The organism is Bradyrhizobium manausense, from assembly GCF_018130615.1.
GTDB lineage: Bacteria > Pseudomonadota > Alphaproteobacteria > Rhizobiales > Xanthobacteraceae > Bradyrhizobium > Bradyrhizobium manausense_A.
The window spans coordinates 140,108-161,030 of record NZ_JAFCKB010000020.1 but is presented as its reverse complement, the minus strand read 5'-3'; the positions used below and the strand labels follow the sequence as shown (position 1 = coordinate 161,030).

24 protein-coding genes are annotated in these 20,923 nt (G+C 65.1%); 10 read left to right on the top strand and 14 right to left on the bottom strand.

Annotated features, from left to right (window positions below; all coding sequences use genetic code 11):
• Positions 1-223: 223 nt before the first annotated feature.
• Together JQ587_RS29665 and JQ587_RS29660 are read right to left on the bottom strand one after the other, a co-directional pair.
• Entirely contained in the window at positions 224-373 is a 150-nt protein-coding gene (locus tag JQ587_RS29665; protein WP_212297116.1) for a hypothetical protein, read from the bottom strand.
• 181 nt (positions 374-554) lie between these two features.
• Positions 555-1,385, bottom strand: coding sequence for a dienelactone hydrolase family protein (locus JQ587_RS29660; RefSeq protein WP_212427699.1), 831 nt, complete (start codon positions 1,383-1,385; stop codon positions 555-557).
• 182 nt (positions 1,386-1,567) lie between these two features.
• Between JQ587_RS29660 and JQ587_RS29655 the strand changes: the two genes are divergently transcribed.
• Positions 1,568-1,795 (top strand): DUF2093 domain-containing protein, encoded by a 228-nt coding sequence (locus JQ587_RS29655; RefSeq protein WP_212427698.1) that lies wholly within the window; start codon positions 1,568-1,570, stop codon positions 1,793-1,795.
• 16 nt (positions 1,796-1,811) lie between these two features.
• Here JQ587_RS29655 and JQ587_RS29650 read toward each other — a convergent pair whose 3' ends face one another.
• The 7 genes from JQ587_RS29650 to JQ587_RS29620 all read right to left on the bottom strand — a co-directional run bounded on the left by JQ587_RS29650 (position 1,812) and on the right by JQ587_RS29620 (position 8,179).
• Positions 1,812-2,117, bottom strand: coding sequence for a hypothetical protein (locus JQ587_RS29650; protein WP_212427697.1), 306 nt, complete (start codon positions 2,115-2,117; stop codon positions 1,812-1,814).
• 517 nt (positions 2,118-2,634) lie between these two features.
• On the bottom strand, positions 2,635-3,660 hold the full coding sequence (gene lpxK / locus JQ587_RS29645) for a tetraacyldisaccharide 4'-kinase (protein WP_212427696.1): 1,026 nt from the start codon (positions 3,658-3,660) through the stop codon (positions 2,635-2,637).
• On the bottom strand, positions 3,653-4,999 hold the full coding sequence (locus JQ587_RS29640; protein WP_212427695.1) for a 3-deoxy-D-manno-octulosonic acid transferase: 1,347 nt from the start codon (positions 4,997-4,999) through the stop codon (positions 3,653-3,655). Before JQ587_RS29640 ends, lpxK begins: the two co-directional genes overlap by 8 nt.
• Entirely contained in the window at positions 4,962-5,675 is a 714-nt protein-coding gene (locus JQ587_RS29635) for a lysophospholipid acyltransferase family protein (protein WP_212297121.1), read from the bottom strand. Before JQ587_RS29635 ends, JQ587_RS29640 begins: the two co-directional genes overlap by 38 nt.
• The gene (locus tag JQ587_RS29630) at positions 5,672-5,914 is read right to left on the bottom strand and encodes a DUF4170 domain-containing protein (protein ID WP_212297122.1); all 243 of its coding nucleotides are present in this window, start codon (positions 5,912-5,914) and stop codon (positions 5,672-5,674) included. Before JQ587_RS29630 ends, JQ587_RS29635 begins: the two co-directional genes overlap by 4 nt.
• A 62-nt stretch (positions 5,915-5,976) precedes the next feature.
• A complete protein-coding gene (locus JQ587_RS29625) occupies positions 5,977-6,789 on the bottom strand; it encodes a 3'(2'),5'-bisphosphate nucleotidase CysQ (protein WP_212427694.1) in 813 nt (270 codons plus the stop codon).
• Entirely contained in the window at positions 6,776-8,179 is a 1,404-nt protein-coding gene (locus JQ587_RS29620; protein ID WP_212297124.1) for a TldD/PmbA family protein, read from the bottom strand. The genes JQ587_RS29625 and JQ587_RS29620 overlap by 14 nt, the downstream gene beginning before the upstream one ends.
• 278 nt (positions 8,180-8,457) lie before the next feature.
• On the opposite strand from JQ587_RS29620, the gene JQ587_RS29615 reads away from it, so the two are divergent.
• The gene (locus JQ587_RS29615) at positions 8,458-8,976 is read left to right on the top strand and encodes a DUF6101 family protein (protein ID WP_212427693.1); all 519 of its coding nucleotides are present in this window, start codon (positions 8,458-8,460) and stop codon (positions 8,974-8,976) included.
• Between the two features lie 7 nt (positions 8,977-8,983).
• Here the strand turns inward: JQ587_RS29615 and ubiA are convergent, their stop codons facing one another.
• Positions 8,984-9,916 (bottom strand): 4-hydroxybenzoate octaprenyltransferase, encoded by a 933-nt coding sequence (gene ubiA, locus JQ587_RS29610; RefSeq protein WP_212297126.1) that lies wholly within the window; start codon positions 9,914-9,916, stop codon positions 8,984-8,986.
• Complete coding sequence (locus tag JQ587_RS29605) at positions 9,913-10,569, bottom strand: hypothetical protein (protein WP_212297127.1); 657 nt, start codon at positions 10,567-10,569, stop codon at positions 9,913-9,915. The genes ubiA and JQ587_RS29605 overlap by 4 nt, the downstream gene beginning before the upstream one ends.
• 211 nt (positions 10,570-10,780) lie before the next feature.
• Between JQ587_RS29605 and JQ587_RS29600 the strand changes: the two genes are divergently transcribed.
• The gene (locus tag JQ587_RS29600) at positions 10,781-11,536 is read left to right on the top strand and encodes a 16S rRNA (uracil(1498)-N(3))-methyltransferase (RefSeq protein ID WP_212427692.1); all 756 of its coding nucleotides are present in this window, start codon (positions 10,781-10,783) and stop codon (positions 11,534-11,536) included.
• Positions 11,537-11,546: 10 nt separating this feature from the next.
• Here JQ587_RS29600 and JQ587_RS29595 read toward each other — a convergent pair whose 3' ends face one another.
• Together JQ587_RS29595 and JQ587_RS29590 are read right to left on the bottom strand one after the other, a co-directional pair.
• Positions 11,547-12,494 (bottom strand): helix-turn-helix domain-containing protein, encoded by a 948-nt coding sequence (locus JQ587_RS29595; protein ID WP_349629543.1) that lies wholly within the window; start codon positions 12,492-12,494, stop codon positions 11,547-11,549.
• Positions 12,495-12,568: 74 nt separating this feature from the next.
• Positions 12,569-13,075, bottom strand: a complete 507-nt coding sequence (locus JQ587_RS29590) for a hypothetical protein (RefSeq protein ID WP_212427690.1) — start codon at positions 13,073-13,075, stop codon at positions 12,569-12,571.
• A gap of 264 nt (positions 13,076-13,339) precedes the next feature.
• Here JQ587_RS29590 and JQ587_RS29585 point away from each other — a divergent pair, with 264 nt between their 5' ends.
• From JQ587_RS29585 to JQ587_RS29560, 6 genes are all read left to right on the top strand, one after another.
• Positions 13,340-13,543 carry a hypothetical protein gene (locus JQ587_RS29585; protein ID WP_249154584.1) on the top strand — a complete coding sequence of 68 codons (204 nt, stop codon included), beginning with the start codon at positions 13,340-13,342 and terminating at the stop codon, positions 13,541-13,543.
• Positions 13,544-13,815: 272 nt separating this feature from the next.
• Positions 13,816-14,967: an ATP phosphoribosyltransferase regulatory subunit gene (locus JQ587_RS29580; protein WP_212297131.1), complete on the top strand. Its 1,152-nt coding sequence runs from the start codon at positions 13,816-13,818 to the stop codon at positions 14,965-14,967.
• Between the two features lie 3 nt (positions 14,968-14,970).
• A complete protein-coding gene (gene hisG, locus JQ587_RS29575) occupies positions 14,971-15,948 on the top strand; it encodes an ATP phosphoribosyltransferase (protein ID WP_212297132.1) in 978 nt (325 codons plus the stop codon).
• Between the two features lie 99 nt (positions 15,949-16,047).
• Positions 16,048-17,094: a glycosyltransferase family 2 protein gene (locus tag JQ587_RS29570; RefSeq protein ID WP_212297133.1), complete on the top strand. Its 1,047-nt coding sequence runs from the start codon at positions 16,048-16,050 to the stop codon at positions 17,092-17,094.
• A complete protein-coding gene (locus JQ587_RS29565; RefSeq protein WP_212427688.1) occupies positions 17,091-17,936 on the top strand; it encodes a ChbG/HpnK family deacetylase in 846 nt (281 codons plus the stop codon). The genes JQ587_RS29570 and JQ587_RS29565 overlap by 4 nt, the downstream gene beginning before the upstream one ends.
• Positions 17,937-18,061: 125 nt before the next feature.
• A complete protein-coding gene (locus JQ587_RS29560; protein ID WP_212427687.1) occupies positions 18,062-18,868 on the top strand; it encodes a DUF2076 domain-containing protein in 807 nt (268 codons plus the stop codon).
• 69 nt (positions 18,869-18,937) lie between these two features.
• On the opposite strand, the gene JQ587_RS29555 is transcribed toward JQ587_RS29560, so the two are convergent.
• The gene (locus tag JQ587_RS29555) at positions 18,938-19,753 is read right to left on the bottom strand and encodes a L,D-transpeptidase (protein WP_212297136.1); all 816 of its coding nucleotides are present in this window, start codon (positions 19,751-19,753) and stop codon (positions 18,938-18,940) included.
• 314 nt (positions 19,754-20,067) lie between these two features.
• Between JQ587_RS29555 and JQ587_RS29550 the strand changes: the two genes are divergently transcribed.
• Complete coding sequence (locus JQ587_RS29550; RefSeq protein WP_212297137.1) at positions 20,068-20,847, top strand: protein phosphatase CheZ; 780 nt, start codon at positions 20,068-20,070, stop codon at positions 20,845-20,847.
• The last annotated feature ends 76 nt before the right edge of the window (positions 20,848-20,923 follow it).

The following is a 20,923-nucleotide window of genomic DNA, read 5'->3' as shown; positions in this document are numbered from 1 at the left end:
CCTTCAAAAACGGCCTCGAATACTTCAAAGCCGCCGCAGCCGGATGGAGCCTCAGAGATACGTGCATGCCCTAGGGCGAAGGCCGGGACCCAAAACCCCAGGGAGAAGTTTGGCGAAGACTTTTCGTTCGGTACTCAGACCGACCGCAATTGATAGATCGCGCGGTATGGGTCCTGGCTTTCGCCAGGACGACGCTGGGGTTGGGAGCCTGCGCTCTCGCCGCCTACCGGCAGGACAAGCCCGCGTCGATCGTGGTCCAGAAGCCGCAATGGTCCGGCGCGCGCAGGGGCGAGCCGGCGTGGGCTTCGAACAGGAACACTGCGACGGTGAAGATGGCCAGTGCGGATGAGAAGATGACGATGCGGCTGCGCATGAAAGATGCGTTTAGCCGACATCATGGTCGAACTAAGGCGCCGAGATCCGCTGAAACCGGTGCGAGGCGCGAGCCGTAGATTCACGGTCGACCATTTCGATCCGTGCAGGGCGGTGGTCGATGCGGGGCTGTCCCGCCTTCGCTCTACCGAGCTACGGCGGGGCAGGCCCGCTCTTATCAGCTACCGCGCCAGCCATTCCGCGACGTCCTTCTGCGACTCGGCGCGCGCTTCGGAATCGGTGCCGAGATGACCATGCTCGGGTGCGGCGGCGTCGGCGCTGGCGCTCGCGGCGTGCAGCGGCGTGTTGGCGCGGTCGAAATCGTGATAGGCGCCGGGATAGACCACGATGCGCGCGAGCGCGCTGCGGCCATGGGCGCCGTCCACCATCTGGCGGCAGGCCGGCGGCGAGGAGACGTCGTCGTTCGCGCCGATCAGCACCAGCGTCGGCACCCGCGTGCTCCAGCCGAGACCCGCGGAGATCCGGCAATCCGGATAGAACGCGATCGCGGCGCGGAAATCCGGTCCGGCATCACGCGCCACGGCCTGCGGACGCACCGCCCAGAGCAGCGCGCTGGCGCCGTTGGCCCAGCCGATCAGGCTGACGCGGTCGCGCGCCACCCAGCTCTGCTTCATCAGCCAGGCGCGCGAGGCCGCGATGTCGGCGACACGCTCGCGCCGCGCCTTGACGTGCATCTCCTTGACGCGGCATTGCGGGCCGAGCTCACGCGAGCCGTAGCTGTCGGGCAGCAGCACGGCATTGCCCGCCTTGAGCAGGCGCTCGGCCCAATCGCGATAGCGCGGCTGGACGGAATCGGAATGGCTGCCGAGACCGCCGCAACCATGCAGCGCGATCACGGTCGGGAATGGCCCTGCCCCCTCCGGCTTGAACAGCTGCGCATGCAGGACGCCGGAGGCGAGCGGGATTTCGACCTGCGCAGGTGCGGGCACCGGCGCGGCTTGCGCGGCCGACATCGAGAGCGTCAGGAACAGGGCGGTCAGTCGAAGGCGCATCGGACTCAGTCGCAGGAGGTGCCGCACGGCCTCAAGCACTATCATGCGCAAACGGCGGCAAAACATCACAAACCGGTGGGTTTAACGGGCGGACAAGCCACCCTATCTATGCTACATCCGGTCCAACACATCGTGCCCTGCAAGGTTTTCCAAGCAGGTGCCTTCCACGGAGACTTTCGACCGTGCTGAACAAGTTCGGCCCTTCCGGCCATGGCGAAGCGCAAGTGCAATATCTCGACGGCGATTTCCGCGTGATCTCGCCGGGAACGTTCGTGCGCTGCGCCATCACCGACACGCGGATCCCGCTCGACGAGCTGAAATATTGGAGCGTGGATTTGCAGGAAGCCTACGCCACGCCCGCCGCCGTGCTGCAGCGGCATTTTCCGGGCGCGCCGAAGCCGCAATCGTGAGGCCTCACCTGCGTGGCTATTGCTGCGCCGGACCATCCGTGCCCACGCAAGTCTTGATCGCGCTCTTGCGCGCTTCGCCGACCAGCTTCTGATCGATCGCCTGCTTCAGGCAATCGAGCCGCGCCTGCGCCATGCAGAGCTGCATCTGGTCGCGCTTGTCCTGCCCCTTCAGACTTTGTGTCGAGCTGAGGCACGCCATGCGCTTGGTCGCGGGGACCGGCACCGTGGCGGTCGGAGCAGCAGCCGGCGTCGTCTGTGCCAACACCGGCGCAACGCTCAGACACACAAGGCTGGCGGCAATGGCCGTAGAGGGCAGTTTCATCGCAGACTCCAGGATCGTCTGCCATCGATAGGCGTTTTGCGATGAATGTCGGCTGAATGGCGCACTGCCCCTTATTTCCGTCGCAATGGCTTTGTCCAAGACAGGCTAGGCACGAACATTTGGGAGCGTCCGTTGAGAGCAGCTGTTTTGGCGTCTCTTCTGATGCTGCCGTTTTCGGCCGCCGCTCAGACACCACAGGATGAGAAACCCTACGTCTCCGACTTCAGGGCTTGTGTCCGATTAAACACCACCGGCGCGCGAGCGGCCGGAGTTCGGACCGAGGACCAAGCCGTGGACTACGCCCTCAAGAGGTGCATGCCCTTGTTCGGGGTGTTCATGGGATCAGTCAATACATTGCCGCTATCCAGCAGCATCCCGGAGGGAGAAGCTGTGCCACCCGGACTGTTTCGCTTGATCGTCAGACAGGAGTGGGGCGATTTCATCGAGCGGAGAAATAAGCAATAGAAGCGGCGTTGGCCCTGCTATTCCAACCAGTGCCGTAGAGCCTGCGGCGCGATCAGCGCTTGCTGAAGCGCCGCTCGCGGGCCTTGTAGAGATGATCGCTGATCAGTTGCCGCAGCGCATCCGGATCATCGAACTCCAGCGTTACTTTGAACGGCATCACACCTTCCACGTGGGGCAACATCCCTTCGCCGCCATGGATGCGGGCTAGGTCTTTCTCCGTGGTCACCAGCGTTTGTCCGTTGCGCCTGGCATCATCCCACATTTCCTGGATGTCGCGCTCAGAATACGGGTGGTGGTCAGCAAAGGTGCGGCTCCCAGCGATCTCGATCCCGCTCGCCCGCAAGGTCCTGAAGAAGCGATCGGGATCGCCGATGCCGGCGAAGGCGAAGACCTGCTTGCCGAAGAGCTGCGCGACTGACACCGCATCCGGCTTCAGCCGCGCCCGCAGCACCGGCTTGCCGCGCGCGGCAATCTTCGCCGCGACATCGTCCGCGGCATGGCCGTCGCCGATCAGCACCAGCGCATCGGTACGCGCGAGCTGCGCTTTCAGCGGCGCGCGCAAGGGACCTGCCGGAAACACCTTGCCGTTGCCGAGGCCACGCTCGCTGTCGATCACGATCAGCGAGGCGTCCTTCAACAGGTGCGGATTCTGAAAGCCGTCGTCCATCAGGATCACGGTGGCGCCTTGCGACTTCGCCAGCGCGACGCCGTCGAGTCGGTCGCGCGCGACCGCGACGGGCACGTCGCGCACCATCATCCATGGTTCGTCGCCGACATCGGACGCATCGTGACGCTCGCGATCGACCATCACCGGGCCGTGCAAGCGCCCGCCATAGCCGCGGCTGAGCACCACCGGGGTCTCGCCGAGCTCGCGCAGCAGCTTCGTCAGCGCCAGCACGGTCGGCGTCTTGCCGGCGCCCCCGACATGGTAGTTGCCGACGCAGAGCACGGGGATGCCGGCGTCAAATCCCTTGCGCGCCATGCGGCGCGCGGTGATGGCGCCATAGAGCGCGCCCAGCGGGCTGAGCAGATGCGACTTCGGGGAACGCGGCCGGTACCAGAAGGCCGGCTCACGCATTGGCGGCTCCCATCTCGATCCGCAGCTGCATCAGATACGGCTCGAGCGCCGTCATGGTGCGATCGAGCGCGCCGCCGAGCTCCTCGACCACGCCGGCGCCCGCGCGCTGTATCTTGTCGCGCACCGCGGGCTCGACCAGCAGCAGCCCGAGCTGCTTGACCAGCGCATCCTGCGTATCGGCCTGGCGTGCCCCGCCGCGGCTGTCGAGCGCCTCATAGACATCGGCAAAGTTGAAGACATGCGGACCATGCACGATGGCCGCGCCGAGCTTGATCGCCTCGATCGGATTCTGACCGCCATGGCGGATCAGCGATCCGCCCATGAACACGACCGGGGAGAGGCGATAGAACAGGCCGAGCTCGCCCATGGTGTCGGCGACATAGATATCGGTGGTGGCCGTCGGCGGCTCATCGCGCGAGCGCAAGGCCGGCTTCAGGCCGGATGCCGTGATCATCCCCGCGATCGACGAGCCGCGATCCGGATGCCGCGGCACGATCACGGTCAGGAGCTGCGGGAAGATGCCGACGAGGCTGCGATGCGCCGCCACCAGCATCTCGTCCTCGCCCGGATGGGTCGAAGCCGCGACGATGACCGGACGCCCGCGCGTCATCGTCATCAGCCGCTCGAGCTTGGCGGGATCGGCCGGCGGCGCCGGCACGTCGAGCTTGAGATTGCCCGTGGTGACGACGTCGCGGCTGCCGAGCGTGGAGAAGCGTTCGGCATCGGTCTTCGATTGCGCCAGACAGATGTCGAAGCGCGACAGCAGCGCCGAGATGGTGCCGTGCATCCGCCGCCAGCGCGGGAAGGAGCGCGGCGACATCCGCCCGTTGATCAGCACCATCGGCACCCGGCGCGCCGCGCCCGCCAGGATCAGGTTCGGCCAGAGATCGGACTCGATGAACAGCGCCAGCGACGGCTTCCAGTGATCGAGGAAGCGCGCGACGTAGCGCGGGGAATCATACGGCACGTATTGATGAATGACGTCGGGCGGAAAACGCTTGGCGACGACGGCGGCCGAGGTGACCGTGCCCGAGGTGAGCAGGATGCGCAGATTGAGATCGCGCAGCCGCTCGATCAGCGCCGCCGCCGCCAACACCTCGCCGACGCTGGCGCCGTGGATCCACACCAGCGGACCATGCGGCCGGACGTCCCGGGACAGGCCGCGCCGCTCGCCGACGCGCGCGGGATCTTCCTTGCCCTGCTTCAGCCGCCGCTTGATCAGCGCAGGCGCGAGCGGCGCCAGGCCGGTGGCCAGGCGCCGGTACATCCGCAGCGTCATCGGCAGGGACTTGGGCAGCGAATTAGCCATCGGCAGGCCCCGGTCGGCCGAGCTGCGCATAGGCGCGGCGGGTGGCTTCGTTCAACGTCTCTTCCAGCTCCAGCCGCAGCGTTTCCATCATGGCGGCATCGGCATCTGCGGGAACGTGAATTTCCTTGATGCCGACCAGCGCACCCCGCCCGAACGGCAGGTTGATGGTGGTGCGGTCCCAGTTCTTGAGCCGGATGAAGCGGCTGGTCGCCATCGCAAAAGGCATGATCGGCCGCCCCGATTCCCGTGCCAGCATGATGATGCCGAGCCCGGCCACGCGCGCGCGCTTGGGAACATCGGCGGTCAGCGCCACATTACAACCGTCCTGGAGCGTTCGCACCATCTCCTTGAAGGCGCCGACACCACCTTTGCGGTGGAAAGCGCCGCCATGATCGCCGGAACCGCGGATGAGGCCGATGCCGAGGCGCTCCACCGCGATGGCATTGAACTCGCCGTCGCGGTGACGCGAGATCAGGACCTTGGCGCGGTAGGAGTCCTTGTTCTTGATGAACGGGGTGAGGAAATGCTGGCCGTGCCAGAACGCGAAGATCGCCGGGATCTGCGGCTCGACGATGTCATAGACGTCGGGCGGATCGAACGTGAACCTGTTGGTCCGCCAGACCAGACGCAGATATTCGGCCGCCAGGAACCCGACGGCACGCTGAAACCAGCTGCTTCGCAGCGTATTGCGAAGCAGTTTTTTCAACGCGCCGGTTCTTGATTCGGGTCGAGCAGCCGATGGAGGTGGACGATGAAATAGCGCATCTGCGCATTGTCGACCGTGCTCTGCGCCTTGGCGCGCCAGGCGGCATGGGCGGCGGCATAGTTCGGATAGAGGCCGACGATCTCGACGTCGTCGAGGTTCTTGAAGGTGTTGTGCTGGAGATCGAGCAGCTCGCCGCCGATGACGAGATGAAGCAGCTGTTGCGGGGCACTATCTGGCATGAGTTCTGTTCCTAAGAGGCTGCCCGGCAAAGCAGTGTTCGACAAGCACGACGACAAGCGCTTCAGGCCAGGGGACGGTTTCGAAAATGCGCGACAATGCTCGCATGACGATCGCGTCCCGCTGCCACCAGCACCCCGTGCGTCACTTCCCGACGATTATAAAGGATGGGATCTCCGGAGAGATCGCTCATCCTACCATCCGCTTCCTGCACGATCAAATCGGCCGCCGCAAGGTCCCAATCATGACTATTGCCGCCCGCAAAAGCCGCATCCAGGGTGCCATTGGCGACCCGGCACAGCCGAAGCGCCAGCGAGCCGATTCGCGGATGCAGCTTGACCTCACCGATCGAGGCATTGAGCCGCTCGACCATCGGCTTCGGGCCGGCCATGCGGGAGAAGTCGAGCGCGGCGCCTTGCGTTGCCCGCGCGGGCCTGTCGTTGAGCATGGTGCCCCGGCCGCGGGCAGCGAAGAAGAACTCATTGGTGGCCGGCGCGAATACGGCGGCGAGCACAGGCGCGACATCCTCGACCAGCGCGACGCTGACGCACCATTCATCATGGCCGTTGAGATAATTGCGGGTGCCGTCGATCGGATCGACCACCCAGACGAGCCGCCGCGACAGCCGTGTGGCATCGTCGGCGCTCTCCTCCGACAGCCAGCCATAGTCCGGCGTGGCGCCGCGCAGGCGTGCTTCCAGCAAGTCGTTGACGGCGATGTCGGCTTCCGAGACCGGCGAGGACGCGCCCTTGGTCCACTTCCTCAGCTCGGTGCGGAACATCGACTGCGCCAGCGCGCCCGCCTCCCGCACCGTGTCTTGCAGCAGCGCTGCGTCGCGCGCCAGAACGTTTGCGTCGAGACTGTCAGCGTCCGCCAAGCGTCAAACCCTCGATGCGCACCGTCGGCGCATTGATGCCGTAGCGGAACTCGAGATTGTTCGCCGGCTGCATCGACTTGAAGATCTCGAACAGATGGCCCGCGATCGTGACCTCGCTGACGGGATAGGTGAGCTCGCCGTTCTCGATCCAGAAGCCGGAGGCGCCGCGGCTGTAATCGCCGGTGACGCCATTGACGCCCGAGCCGATCAGATCGGTGACGTAGAAGCCCTGCTTGATATCGGCGATCAGCTCGGCCGGCGTCGGGATGCCAGGCTCGAGATGCAGATTGTACGGACCCGGCGAGGGCGAGGACGAAACGCCACGATGGGCGTGGCCGGTGGTGGTGAGGCCGAGCTCGCGCGCGGTGGCGCAGTCGAGCAGCCAGGTCGTCAGCACGCCCTCGTCGATCAGCGCGATCTTCTTCACCGCAACGCCCTCGGCGTCGAAGGTCTGCGAGCGCAGGCCGCGCTTGCGCAGGGGATCATCGATGATGCGGATGTTCTTGGCAAACAGCTGCTGGCCGAGCTTGTCCTTGAGGAAGCTGGTCTTGCGCGCGATCGAGGCGCCATTGATGGCGCCGACGACATGGCCGACCAGGGAGCCCGCGACACGCGGATCGAATACGACCGGCACCTTGCAGGTCTCGACCTTGCGCGGATTGTAGCGCGCCACGGTGCGCTCGCCGGCGGAGCGGCCGACAACTTCCGGCGACAACAGATCGGCCCCGTGCGGCGCCGAGGTGAAGTCGTAATCGCGCTCCATGCTGGTGCCTTCGCCGACGATCGCGGTTGCCGAGATGCCCTGGCTGGAGCGCAGGTAAGACCCGTGGAAGCCGGTCGAGGTGACGAGCACCATGCCGCCCATGCCGGCGGAAGCCGACGCGCCGCCGGATTTCGAGACGCCCTTCACGGCAAGTGCGGCGGCCTCGGCCGCGAGCGCGCGGCGCTCGAGCTCCGACGTCGCGGGCACGTCGGGATCGAGCAGATCGAGATCGGGAAAATCGCGCGCGAGCAGCGCGGGATCGGCAAGGCCGACATATTTGTCCGTCGGCGCGACCTTGGCCATCGCGACCGCGCGCTCCGCAAGCTTGGTCACGGCATCGCCGCTCACGTCATTGGTCGAGACCACCGCCTGGCGCTGGCCGACCAGAACGCGCAAGCCGACATCATCGCCCTCGGATCGCTCGGATTCCTCGACGCGGCCGTCACGCACCTCGACGCCTTGCGAGACGCCGCGCACCGCCACGGCATCGGCCGCATCCGCGCCGGCGCGCTTCGCCGCCTCGACCAGACGCTGAGCGAGATCCGACAGCGCGGACTGATCGAACAGGTCGCGATTGGACTTTGAAGAGCCCTGGGGCGAAAGCGTCGAGCTTGGTGAAGGGTTCACGAACGAAATCCTGTTGGGGGCGCGGGAGGTTTCGGGGCGATACGGCCCTGAACACCAGATGTGCCCAAATGGTGCGGACTTCAAGCATTTTCAGCCCGCAGAAGGCTCAGATTCGCGGCTCTCGCGCAACGTCTCGTCAATCATGCGCGCCAAGGTCTTGTCAATCATGCGGCCCGGTGACGTTGGATTAACCAGCCTTTTTAAGCGGTTTCGGAAAGCCCCGCGCTAAGGTCCTCGCATCGACCGGGAACATAATCCTGGCGGGGAGAACTAAAGCCGTGAGGCGTCAAACAGCAACATGCGGGGTCAACCCCGCCGGGTCGAGCCGCAGCTTGCGGCTCGACCCTCTTTCCCTTCCGGTCCGCTTCGATGCGCATGATCCGCGCGCCGACGGCTACACAAGACAGATCGAGCTTCATCGCGAGCGTGTCGTGCTGCGCCGTGCCGTTCGCGGCATGCAGATGGCCATCAACGTGCGCGTCAGTGACTTCACCGGCGTCGCGCTGCGCGGCAATGACGAAGCGCAGACCCTCGTGCTGGTCCATCGCGATCCCTCGCTGTCCGTTCCGCTGCTGGTCAGCGCCGATGGCGACGATCTCGCCGAACCGTGGGCGATCTGGAGCGAGATCTTTGCGCTGCCGCAGCTCGACGAAGGTGCCCGCAAGCCCGCAGCCCGCCGTCGCCGCGCCAATGCGATCCGCGCCCGCCGTCCGAAATTCCTGATGCGCCGCCGCACCGCCATGGCGCGCGAGTTGCCGATTCATCGCGAAGAACGCGAGATCATCGCAAGGAATTGAGCGGGCGCTACGCGGCCCGCAACACCGCGTCGGTCAGCAATCCCGCAAACAGCAACAAGCCCGCATATTTGTTCGAGTAGAACAGACGCTTGCACAAGTCTGGATCGTCGATCCTCAAGCGCATGATCTGCGAGGCCAGATGCGCGGCGAAGGCCGCAAGCCCGATCCACGCCGGCCAGCGCGCATCGCCTGACGCCAGCGCGACGCCGATCAGCATGACCGCAAGACCATAAAACAGGATCAGCGCCTGGTGCGTGTGCGCACCGAACAGACGCGCGGTGGACTTGATGCCGATCAGCGCGTCGTCCTCGGCGTCCTGATGCGCGTAGATGGTGTCATAGCCGATCACCCACGAAATCGCGCCGGCGTAGAGCACCAGCGCGGTAACGTCGATGCGTCCGAAGGTGACGGCGAATCCCATCAGCGCGCCCCAGGAGAAGGCGAGCCCGAGCACGATCTGCGGCCACCAGGTGATGCGCTTCATGAAGGGATAGATCGCAACGATCAGAAGCGAGGCGATGCCGGTCAGGACCGCGAAGCGGTTGAACTGCAGCAGCACAACGAGCCCGATCAGGGCCTGCGCGACCATGAAGGCCAGCGCCTGCTTGGTGGTCACCTGCCCCGAGGGCAGCGGCCGCGAGCGGGTGCGCTCGACCTTGTCGTCGAGGTCGCGGTCGGTGATGTCGTTCCACGTGCAGCCGGCGCCGCGCATGACAAAAGCGCCGACGAAGAACAGCACGACGATCAGCGGAAGACCGCGGACGTCATGCGCCATGCCGCTCGCGAGCGCGGCCGACCACCAGCACGGCATCAAGAGAAGCCAGGAGCCGATCGGACGGTCGAAGCGGGACAGGCGCAGATACGGCCGCGCCCATTGCGGCGCGAGCGTATCGACCCAGTTGCCGGTAGAGTCGGCAACACGGGCTGATGTGTCGCTCATCGGGTGAGGACGTTGCCGTTGAGCGTGTCGAAGGTGCTGCCGCCCTTCTTGCCGGCATTGGCTTCCGGCGCAGAGCCCGAACCCACCACTTCACTCAGCGACGGTCCGGCCGGACCGCGCGGCTGGCTTGCCATCTGTTGCGCGACGTTGCAGACCTTCTTCTGCATCGCCTCGGTGTTCTTGTGCCCGGTCTTCATCTGCTCGCCGATCTGCGGCGGGATCCCGCACTTCGCCGCATGGACCTCGACGTATTTGATCATCTTCAGCTCAGCCTGGCTGAAATTGCCGATCAGCTTGCAGGCCTCGTCTGGGGGGGCATGGCGATCGCTCGCGGCCTTGATCAGCTTGCCGCGCTTCTCGGCTTCCTCGCGGAGCGGGACGAACGCCTTCATGCAATCTTCGCCGGGCGCTTGCGTCGGCGGGGCTGCGCTGAACGCGCCGGCACCACCGATAGGGGCCGCGCCGTTGACCGGGAACGAGGCCTGCGGCGCGGCGCCGACGGAGGCGACCGGCGCTCGGCCGTTCACGGGCGGAAATGCGGAATCGGTTGCGGCCTGGTTCGGCAGTGGCGCCGGGAACCCCTGCGCATGAGCTCCCGCGGCGCCCATGGTGACCATGGCGGCAGTGATCGGAACCATCAAACGACGGATCATCAAGATAGTCTCTCCGGCAGGAGCTTACGGGGGCTCGGCGCCTTCCCAATTGAAGCGCAACCAGCGTGTCGCGATTTTACGATTCCCGCCGGCCCTTAACAACCCGCCGAATGGGGCAAGAGCGCGGCGCGCCGACGCACCAATTTGGCAATATTTACCCCTGAAATGGCTGCTTTCGGTTAAGAACGGCCGCAAATCGGACTTTTGACCAATGCCCTCCCACGATTTTCGCGCCCCCCGCCTGTTCGTCGACGCCCCCCTGGCCCAGGACGCCCGGGTTCCGCTCGACCGCGACCAGAGCAACTATCTCGGCAATGTGCTGCGCTTGGCCGCCGGGGCCGAGGTTTTGGCCTTCAACGGCCGTGACGGCGAGTGGCAGGCCGCGATCGAAGGCCGAAAGCGGCCCGACAACCTCGTCGTCCTTCAGCAGGTCCGCCCGCAGGATCGACTGCCCGACCTCGCCTACGTCTTCGCCCCACTCAAGCATGCCCGGCTCGATTATATGGTCCAGAAGGCCATCGAGATGGGCGCGGCCACGCTTCAGCCGGTCCTGACCCGGTTCACCCAGGCCTCCCGGGTCAACACCGAGCGGATGCGTGCCAATGTGGTCGAGGCCGCCGAGCAATGCGGCATCTTGAGCATCGCCGCCGTGGCCGAACCGGTGCCGCTCGAGCGCTACCTCAGTCAACGCCCGGCCGGCCGCCTGCTGATCTTCTGCGATGAGGCCGCCGAGGTGCAAAGCCCGATTCAAGGCCTGCAAGATGCCCGCGCGGCCGGCCGCGGTATCGACGTGCTGATCGGCCCCGAGGGCGGCTTCGCGGAGGAAGAGCGCGCCCTTCTGCTGCGGCAGCCGAAAATCCTGCGACTCGCCCTCGGCCCCCGGATCATGCGCGCCGACACGGCCGCGGTCGCAGCGCTGGCGCTGGTCCAAGCGGTATTGGGCGACTGGGGCGGCACGCGCGAATAGGTCGCGGTTTCTAGCTGTGCTCCCGCACCGATCGATAGAGGGTCTCGGATGGGAGTTCGCCGAAGGCCGCCCGGTAGCTAGCCGCGAACTCGCTCAAATGCCAGAAGCCATGCGCAATGGCGCAGGCCTTCACGCTGCGCCGTCCCGGACCGACGCGTAGCTGCTTGCGCACCGACCAGAGACGCAGGACGCGGCTATAGCGATGCGGGCTCATGCCGCAGATGGCCTTCGTCGCACTCTGGAGAGTTCGGACCGACACGCCCACCCGCTCGGCCAGCTCGGTCGTCTTGTGCCAGACCGTCAGATCTTGCCGGATCAATCCTTCCATGTCGGCGACGATCCGGAGGTAGCTCTCCGTCGTGGCTTGCACCGATTTGCTGTTCACGCTGGAACGAATGGCGCTATCCATCGCACTGAGCAGGGACTGTTCGACGTTCGTTTGCGAAGTCGGCTCGCTCAGGAAGCCAGGATCATTGGCAGCCGTCTCAAGCGTTGCCGAAAACAGGGCGCGCAGGGAGGCGAGCAAGTCCGAAGGCACGCTCAGCAAATGATAGCCGTCAGCCAGCCGGGACCAGGGCTCGCACGCGGGCGGCGTGAAGTAGGCGACACCGATCAGACGACCGACCGGCTCATAGACCAGGCAATCGGAAGAGCCCTTCAGAATGACGATGGAGCTGCCGATGGATTGCCCATTGATGCAGGTCGAGGTCACCTGGTCCATCGGCACCACCACGGCGACGGCGTGCGCCAGCTGGTAACCGCGAATGATCCGCGGGAAGGTCTTCACCAGAGACAGGCTCAGGTTCGGCAGGCTGAGCCGCGCCCGCATGATCGCCGTCGAGCCGGGAGACAATGGCATGCTGGACGCACCGGCATATCTCTCGCTGTCGCCGAAATGATCGATGTCGTACGACCGGAGCTCGAGCGCCGGGGATGGCTTGAGGCCCTGGAACGACACCAAGCCCTCCGCAGCGCCTTTTTGAACTCCATCGCGAGCAATGGTGAGAGGGATTTGATCCATGGTCCTGCCGCTTACGTCGCCTTCCTGATCGATGCAGCGCTCTCGGGAGCTCGTAGATCATCCGGCCCGTTGATGCCCGCGCGCTTGAGATCGCGAAGCAGCTTCGTGAGCAGCAGCATGTTGGTCTTCTGCAGTTCGTGATTGTTGCCGAACCTGAATGCGTTCTGCTCGGTCACGATCAGCCCGGCCTTGGTTTCGGCGAGAATCTTCCGTCGCTTCAATCCCGCCACGCGACGGCGAACCGTCTCGAGCGGCAGACTGAGGAAGCGGGAGAGTGCCGCGCGGGACACGCCCTGCTTGATCGTATCCGGCTCGACCGTGTGAATACTGGAAAACTTCTCGTCCAACGACGGATCGTTCATCACGTTGATGACGTTCGCATTGAGAATCGCATGAACGATCAGAAGGTCCATCGGATCGAATTCGTCGTAGTTCCGGAACATCTCGCTGATCGAAAACAGCATATAGGCCAGCGTGTGTCGCGAGACCGTTCGGATGATATCTGAAGCATTGCGCATGAATCGAAAAACCAACATTCATCTTGTAAACGAAGGCCGCGGCGAGCGTATCATCCGACATACCCAAATTGAGTATGTGACAACTTGCCAGGCGCCCTCAATCTCTCATTGTGATGTTCCAAATGCGCGGGGCGCTCCGCCGGACAAATTTCGCGATCGGCCTTGCGGCGGACTGTGGATCGACGGCGGTCCACGACAGCATTCAGCGATGTCGATGATGCCGGCTCCATTCAGCCGGCGGTTCCAGAGTGGAAACGAATGGCCATGGACGACGACGTTGGATCGGACATCCGCCAGGACGTGCGACTCATCAAGGCATTTCTCAGCATCACCGACGCGCGCAAGCGGCAGAGAATTCTAGAGTTGGCGGAGCGGCTCGCCGAGGACGCCGCATCAAACGCCGCGGGACTTGCCGCAGCCGAAGCACCAACTGTGGAGTGCCGAGACGTCCCCGACCATATCGAATGAGCGGGAGGTGCCGGCGCACGACGGCTCCCCCACAAAGGATTAGGGTATTTAATTACCTTGACACCAATGGATGGTATCTAGACCGCGCCGCCGCTTGGGCCAATCTCGGCCGTCCTAAGGCGGACCGGGGCAAGATCGTCCGGACGGCTCCAAAGTCGTTAAGCGATTGATCCTTTGGAGGTCGAAACCGTTTTCCGGCCATGCTAAGGCCTGCGCCAATTCGCCTGCCTCCCTTGCCCTGCCCGGTTCCACCGGGACGATGGACCCCTGTTATGACCGCGACTGCCACCTCAAATGCTGCCGGCTCTGCCGCCTGGGCGGATACGCTGCTGTTGTCGTTTGCGCAGGCCGGCTACGTCAGGGCCGAACCCGCCATCCTGCAACCGGCCGAGCCGTTCCTCGACCTGTCCGGCGAGGACATCCGCAAGAGCCTCTATTTGACGACGGACCTGTCCGGCGAAGAGCTCTGCCTGCGCCCTGACCTGACGATCCCGGTGGCGCGCGACTATCTCGCCTCCGGCCGCGCCGGCCAGCCGGCCGGATTCAGCTATCTCGGCCCCGTCTTCCGCTACCGCAGCGGTCAGGCCAGCGAATTCCTCCAGGCCGGAATCGAGTCATTCGGCCGTCAGGACCGCGCCGCCGCGGATGCCGAGACCCTGGCGCTGGCACTGGAGGCGACCGCCGCTTTCGGCGTGCGCGACGTCGAGATCCGGACCGGCGACGTGGCATTGTTCAACGCGCTGCTCGATGCACTCGACCTTTATCCGGTCTGGCGTCGCCGCCTGGTCAAGGACTTCAACCGCAAGATCAGCCTGGAGCAGGATCTAGAGCGGCTGGCAGCTGCGGCGACCGCGACCCGCAGCGAATATGAGGGCGTGCTGGCCGCGCTCGCCGGCTCCGATCGCAAGGCGGCGCTGGCCTTCGTCACCGATCTGATGTCGATCGCCGGGACCACCAATGTCGGCGGCCGCACCACGGCCGAGATCGCCGACCGCTTCCTCGAGCAGTCGACGCTGAAGGGCGGCGCGCTGCCGCGCGAGGCGATCGCCGTGCTCAAGCGCTTCCTGTCGATCGCCGGCAATCCCGACGAGGCTGTCGCCGAGCTGCGCGCGCTCACCGCGGATGCGAAGCTGGATCTCGCCGCTGCAATCGACCAGTTCGAGAGCCGGGTCGGCTTCATGGCGGCGCGCGGCATCGACGTGAAAAACACGCGCTTCTCGACCGCGTTCGGCCGCGGGCTCGACTATTACACCGGCTTCGAATTCGAGCTGCATTACAGGGGCAACGGCGCCGAACCGCTGGTCGCCGGTGGCCGCTATGATGGGCTGATGACCCAGCTCGGATCGGCAGCCCCGATTCCGGCGGTCGGATTCTCGGTTTGGGTCGACGCGCTGACCCGGATCGGGCGCAAGGTGGGAGCTTAAGTCATGAGCGCGCCATTCGTTCTGGCCGTTCCCTCCAAGGGCCGCCTTCAGGAAAACGCGGAAGGCTTCTTCGCCCGCGCAGGGCTCAAGCTGTCGAAGGCCGGCGGCGCGCGCGACTATCGCGGCACGATCGCGGGCCTCGACAATGTCGAGGTGGCCTATCTCTCGGCGAGCGAGATCGCCTCGCAGCTGTCCCGCGGCTTCGCGCATCTCGGCGTCACCGGCGAAGATCTGGTGCGCGAGAACATCGCTGATGCCGACAAGCACGTGTCCCTGATCGACGGGCTCGGCTTCGGCTATGCCGATGTCGTGGTCGCGGTGCCGCAGGCCTGGATCGACGTCCGCACCATGGCGGATCTCGACGACGTGACCACCGGCTTCCGCGAGCAGCATCACATGCGGATGCGGGTCGCGACCAAGTTCGTCAACCTCACCCGCACCTTCTTCCAGAACCACGGTATCACCGATTACCGCATCGTCGAGAGCGCCGGTGCCACCGAAGGCGCGCCGGCGGCCGGCAGCGCCGAGCTGATCGTCGACATCACCACGACGGGCGCGACGCTCGCCGCCAACGGCTTGCGGGTGCTCGACGACGGCGTGATGCTGCGCAGCCAGGCCAATCTGGTCGCCTCGCGGCACGCCGACTGGTCGCCGCAGGCGATGGAAACCGCGCGTGTCATCCTCGATCACATCGCGGCACGCGCGCGCGCCAACAAATACCGCGAAGTGCGGACCCGCTTCCGGCAGTGCGACGCCGCCCTGCTCGGCGAAGCCCATAGCCGGTTCGGCGTCGAAGCCCCGTTCGGCGGACCGACCTCGTCGGGCATGCTGACGCTGCACTGCCCGCCGGGACAGCTCTATGCTCTGGCGAGCTTCCTGCGCGAGCATGGCGCCGAGACCGTCTCGGTGGTCTCGCTCGACTACGTGTTCGACCGGGAGAACCCGCTGTTCGCCAAGCTCGAGACCTTCCTGCGGCGGTGAGCCCAAAGTTCTCGAGCTGCTCCGTTCAGCGTAGCGACAGCAAGCGGCAGCTACCATATGCTGTTGGGATGACCTTGAACGCCTCTGGAACCTTGATCGATGACGCTGGGCTCTGACGTTTCCGCCCTGACGACCACCGCAGCGAATGCCGCTGCGAAGGGGTTGTCGATTGTCGTCCCCGTCTACAACGAGGCCACAGGCTTGGCCTCCCTGCACCAGCGGATCTGCGATCTCGCCAAGACTCTGCGGGAGCGCTATCGCCTGTCTTGCGAGGTCGTCTATGTCGACGACGGCAGCAAGGATGCGACGCTGTCGATCGCCCGCTCGCTGCCGGCCGACGCGATCGACATCCAGGTGGTCTCGCTATCGCGCAATTTCGGCAAGGAGGCCGCACTGATGGCCGGCCTCGACCATGCCCGGCTCGGCGCGGTCATGTTCATGGACGGCGACGGTCAGCATCCGCCGGCCCTGATCGAGCAGCTGGTGCGGCACTGGATCGACGACGGCTATGACGTCGTCTATACCGCCAAGGCGCATCGCGACAACGAGACCTTCCTGCGCCGGTTCGCCGTGCACGGCTTTTACGCGCTGATCAACTGGGGCGCCCGCCAGAAGATTCCGGAAGACGCCGGCGACTTCCGCCTGCTCTCGCCGCGCGCGGTCACGGCGCTCAGGCAGCTGCCGGAGCGCAACCGCTTCTTCAAGGGGCTGGCAAGCTGGATCGGCTTCCGCCAGATCCGCGTCGATTATGAACCCGCGGCGCGCGTCCACGGCGTCACCACCTTCAACGCCGCAAGCCTGCTCGGCCTGTCGATCGAGGGCCTGACCTCGTTCTCGGTGGCGCCGCTGCGCTTCGCGAGCCTGCTCGGCGTCATCCTCGCCGGCATCGCCTTCCTGTTCGGCCTCTCGATCCTCTGGGAGGTCTTCACGACCGGCAAGCAGGTGCCCGGCTATCCCTCGCTCGTGGTCGGCCTGATGACGATCGGCGGCGTGCAGCTCATCATGATCGGCATCGTCGGCGAATATATCGGCAAGATCCTCTCCGAGCTGAAGGCGCGTCCGATCTACTTCGTCGCCGAACACAGCGAAAAGCGTTTCGAGACCGACAAGGCCGACGACGCCTCGAAGCGGACGGCGGCTGAATGAGCGCGGCCGCGAGCCTGCGGCGGATCTGGCTCTGCGCCGACGATTACGGCATCAGCCCCGGCGTCAATCGTGCCATCCGCGACCTGATCGAGCGCGGCCGCCTCAACGCCACCTCGGTGATGATGGTCGGCCCCGCGATCGCGCGCGGCGAGGTCGAGGCGCTTCAGGCTGCGGCGAAGGCAAGCCCGCGCTGCGCGATCGGACTGCATGTGACGCTGTCGGCGCCGTTCCGGCCGCTCACCATGCATTTCCGTCCGCTCGACGGCGACATGTTCATGGCCTTTCCAAAACTGCTGCGCGCCGGATTGATGCGGCGGCTCGACAGCGAATTCTTCCGCAATGAGGTGAGAGCGCAGCTCGTGGCCTTTTCGGAAGCCTTCGGCCGTCCGCCCGATTTCGTCGACGGGCATCAGCACGTGCAGCTGTTTCCGCAGGTGCGCGACGGCTTCGTCGAGGCCGTCAGCGACGTCGCGCCAAAAGCCTGGGTGCGGCAGGGCGGCCGCGACCTGCCGCTGGCGCAGCGGCTGGCTTCGCCAAAAGCGATGGTGCTCGATGTTCTCAGCGCGCAATTCCGCCGCCGAGCGAAGCGCGCCGGTCTTGTGTTCAATCCCGCCTTTGCCGGCGCCTATGATTTCACCCGTGCGGCCGATTTCGGCGAGCTGATGCGACAGTTCCTGCAGGGCCTCCCCGAGGGCGGCCTCGTGATGTGCCATCCCGGCTTCGTCGACGAGGTCCTCACCGGCCTCGACCCGATGACCGATGTCAGGGAACGCGAGCATGCCTATCTCGCAAGCGACGCCTTCGCCCAGCTGCTCGCGGCCAGCCATGTGACATTGGGATGAAACCGGCGAAAGTCAGGGCGCGAGGCAGTCTGTCGCATACCGAAATTTAATCCAGCCGCCACTGTTGGGGCCACATTGGAACCCTACATCCCGCTTGCGCTTGTTTTGCGCGAGGGAGACAGACCATGACGCCGCAGGAACGCCAGCTCGTCGACGAGCTTTTCGACCGGCTTTCGAAACTGGAAAATGCACCGCGCGATCCCGACGCGATCGCCGCGATTTCGGACGGCTTACGCAAGGCACCCGGCGCCGTCTATGCGCTGGTGCAGACCACGCTGTTGCAGGACGAAGCGCTGAAGCGCGCACATAATCGCATCCAGGAGCTGGAAGCGGCCCATGCGCCCGAGCAGCAGCAATCCGGCGGCTTCCTCGACACCATGCGCGACACGCTGTTCGGCTCGAGCCAATCACGAGGCTCGGTTCCGAACGTGCCTCCGCGTGACTCCCGGCCGGTCTGGAACAGCGGCCAGGCAATGCAGCAGGCCCAGCCGGGTTACGGCCAGCCGCCTTATGGTCAGGCTTACGGGCAAGGCCAGGGTTATGGTCAGGGCTACGGCGCCCCACCGATCGGCGGTGGCGGCGGGTCGTTCCTGGGCACCGCGGCGGCAGCCGCCGCCGGTGTGGTCGGCGGCTCGCTGCTGCTCTCCAGCATCCGCGGCATGATGGGCGGCGGATCGCATCAGGCTTTCGGCGACACCAATGCCCTGGGCGATCGCAGCCCGTGGGCTGGCGACCAGTCCGGCAGCTCGCTCGCCCGCGATGCCGGCCTCAACGACATCGGATCGAACCGGGATTCCCGTCAGGGCTTCTTCGACCAGGCGTCGAACGATCGGGACAATGACGATCAGAACTATGACAACAACGACAATATGGACATGGCCGACGACAGCGACTTCGGCGGCGGAGACGACGGCGGCAGCGACAACGCGTAAGGCCATTCTCAGCGCCAAGCAAAAACGGCCGCCCGGAAGGCGGCCGTTGTCATTTGGAGGATCCGAGGATCACATCACGACGACCTTGGTGCCGACATTGACGCGGCCGTAGAGGTCGATGACGTCCTCGTTGCGCATGCGGATGCAGCCGGAGGAGACGTTGGTGCCGATGGTCCAGGGCTCGTTGGAGCCGTGGATACGGTAGAGTGTGGAGCCCAGATACATCGCGCGCGCGCCGAGCGGATTTTCCGGACCGCCCTCCATGTGCCGGGGCAGATCAGGACGACGGGCGAGCATTTCCGCCGGCGGCGTCCAATCCGGCCATTCGCGCTTGGCCGTGATCGACTTCACGCCGGCCCAGGTGAAGCCCTCGCGTCCGACGCCGATGCCGTAACGCATCGCCCGGCCGTTGCCCTCGACGAGATAGAGGAACTTGTTGCTGGAATCGACCACGATCGTGCCGGCACTTTCCTTGCCGCTATAGTCAACAAGTTGCTTCTCGAATTTCGGATCGAACGGGCGCTGCCGCGGATCGACCGCCTCCTGCTGGTAGCTTGCGCCTTGCTGATATCCGCCCTGCATCTGCGGCTCGCCCATCGGCGGCAGGCGGCGCGGATCGGCATAAGCCGGCTGCTGCTGATAGATCGGCTGCTGCGGCGCATAGGCCGGGCCGCGGCCAGGTCCGTCGCCGAACAGGAACTCGATGAAGCCGCCGCCCATGTTGGCATTGGAAGCGACGCGCACGGGGGCCGGGACGCCCCGCGGCTGGTAGAGCACCGCGGGCGGATCGTTCGGCACCGTATTGTCGAAAGCTGCGGCGCGATCGGCGCCGACAATGAAGGCGCAAGCGCTGCCGAGCAGCGCGACAGACATTTTCTTGAACATCGACGTACTCTGTACTGTTTCGTCTAGTTGCATTCGCCGCCGAACGCGCTGGGGAATCCCGCGTCCTCGACGTGGTCAATAAAGAGCAAACTCCGTTTCGTTTGGTAAACGGATCGGGCGTTTCGATTCACCACGTCGCGAGCAGCGGGCCAATTCGGCGATCAGCGTTTATTTTCGGTGAAGGCGCGAGCCTCATGGTTAATCGCCCGTTTGCATGCCGTCGCGCGCGGCCGTTTCTCAGTTCCGGCTGTGAACCTCGTGTTAAATTGCTTCTGCCTACAAAGACGCGTGAATGAGGTGGGGGGAGTATCCTGATGGCTGTTCACCGCAAACGTTTTCGTGTCGAGGATATCGCCGGCGGCGAGATGCCAATTCTTGACGTAACTGAAGAGGCAGGCCCGATGCACAGCGAGATCATGGCAGAGCTGCGTGCGATCCGCGCGCAGATGGCGAAAGGCAGCGTGCCCTTGTCCGGCAGCGCAGCCATGGCCGCGATCGACGCCTCCACAGCCCACGAGCTTTCCGAAGCGCGCACGATGCTCGATACCTATCGGGCCCAGATCGAGCAGTGCGAGAAGCTGAAGGTCGAGCTCGACCTCATCCACGATGCCATCGACCGCACCAAGCGCGAGATCGCGACCCTGCACGGCAAGAGCTTCGACGGCGGCGAGATGGCCAAGGTCAATGGCGAGCTCGGCGCGGTGGTCGGCGGCACCGAGCAGGCGACCCAGCAAATTCTCGAAGCGGCCGAATCGATCGACCAAGCGGCCAGCGCGATGTCCAAGGTGCAATCGGCAGACCAGCAGAAGCGGCTCGCCGACGACATCCAGGAACGCGTCATCTCGATCTTCGAAGCCTGCAACTTCCAGGACCTGACCGGCCAGCGCATCAGCAAGGTCATGACCACGATGAAGTTCATCGAGCAGCACATCAATTCGATGATGGAGATTTGGGGCGGCGTCGACGCGATCAAGTCCCACGCACCGGCGCAGGTCGACACCCGCAGCGAGGACGACAAGCTTTTGAACGGACCGAAGCTCGCTGGCGACGTCGGCCATGCCTCGCAGGACGACATCGACGCGCTGTTCGACTGAGCGGACGCGGCAGAGAGACAAGCAAAACGCCGGCGCAAGCCGGCGTTTTTCGTTTTTTTCGCCTATTTGTCATTCC

Bases quoted from the DNA above. Each gene is read 5' to 3' on its own strand.
- JQ587_RS29665 (WP_212297116.1), bottom strand. From the start codon at position 373: ATGCGCAGCCGCATCGTCATCTTCTCATCCGCACTGGCCATCTTCACC.
- JQ587_RS29660 (WP_212427699.1), bottom strand. From the start codon at position 1,385: ATGCGCCTTCGACTGACCGCCCTGTTCCTGACGCTCTCGATGTCGGCC.
- JQ587_RS29650 (WP_212427697.1), bottom strand. From the start codon at position 2,117: ATGAAACTGCCCTCTACGGCCATTGCCGCCAGCCTTGTGTGTCTGAGC.
- lpxK (WP_212427696.1), bottom strand. From the start codon at position 3,660: ATGCGTGAGCCGGCCTTCTGGTACCGGCCGCGTTCCCCGAAGTCGCAT.
- JQ587_RS29640 (WP_212427695.1), bottom strand. From the start codon at position 4,999: ATGCGCAGCTCGGCCGACCGGGGCCTGCCGATGGCTAATTCGCTGCCC.
- JQ587_RS29630 (WP_212297122.1), bottom strand. From the start codon at position 5,914: ATGCCAGATAGTGCCCCGCAACAGCTGCTTCATCTCGTCATCGGCGGC.
- ubiA (WP_212297126.1), bottom strand. From the start codon at position 9,916: ATGAGCGACACATCAGCCCGTGTTGCCGACTCTACCGGCAACTGGGTC.
- JQ587_RS29605 (WP_212297127.1), bottom strand. From the start codon at position 10,569: ATGATCCGTCGTTTGATGGTTCCGATCACTGCCGCCATGGTCACCATG.
- JQ587_RS29600 (WP_212427692.1), top strand. From the start codon at position 10,781: ATGCCCTCCCACGATTTTCGCGCCCCCCGCCTGTTCGTCGACGCCCCC.
- JQ587_RS29590 (WP_212427690.1), bottom strand. From the start codon at position 13,075: ATGCGCAATGCTTCAGATATCATCCGAACGGTCTCGCGACACACGCTG.
- JQ587_RS29585 (WP_249154584.1), top strand. From the start codon at position 13,340: ATGGACGACGACGTTGGATCGGACATCCGCCAGGACGTGCGACTCATC.
- JQ587_RS29580 (WP_212297131.1), top strand. From the start codon at position 13,816: ATGACCGCGACTGCCACCTCAAATGCTGCCGGCTCTGCCGCCTGGGCG.
- hisG (WP_212297132.1), top strand. From the start codon at position 14,971: ATGAGCGCGCCATTCGTTCTGGCCGTTCCCTCCAAGGGCCGCCTTCAG.
- JQ587_RS29570 (WP_212297133.1), top strand. From the start codon at position 16,048: ATGACGCTGGGCTCTGACGTTTCCGCCCTGACGACCACCGCAGCGAAT.
- JQ587_RS29565 (WP_212427688.1), top strand. From the start codon at position 17,091: ATGAGCGCGGCCGCGAGCCTGCGGCGGATCTGGCTCTGCGCCGACGAT.
- JQ587_RS29560 (WP_212427687.1), top strand. From the start codon at position 18,062: ATGACGCCGCAGGAACGCCAGCTCGTCGACGAGCTTTTCGACCGGCTT.
- JQ587_RS29555 (WP_212297136.1), bottom strand. From the start codon at position 19,753: ATGTTCAAGAAAATGTCTGTCGCGCTGCTCGGCAGCGCTTGCGCCTTC.
- JQ587_RS29550 (WP_212297137.1), top strand. From the start codon at position 20,068: ATGGCTGTTCACCGCAAACGTTTTCGTGTCGAGGATATCGCCGGCGGC.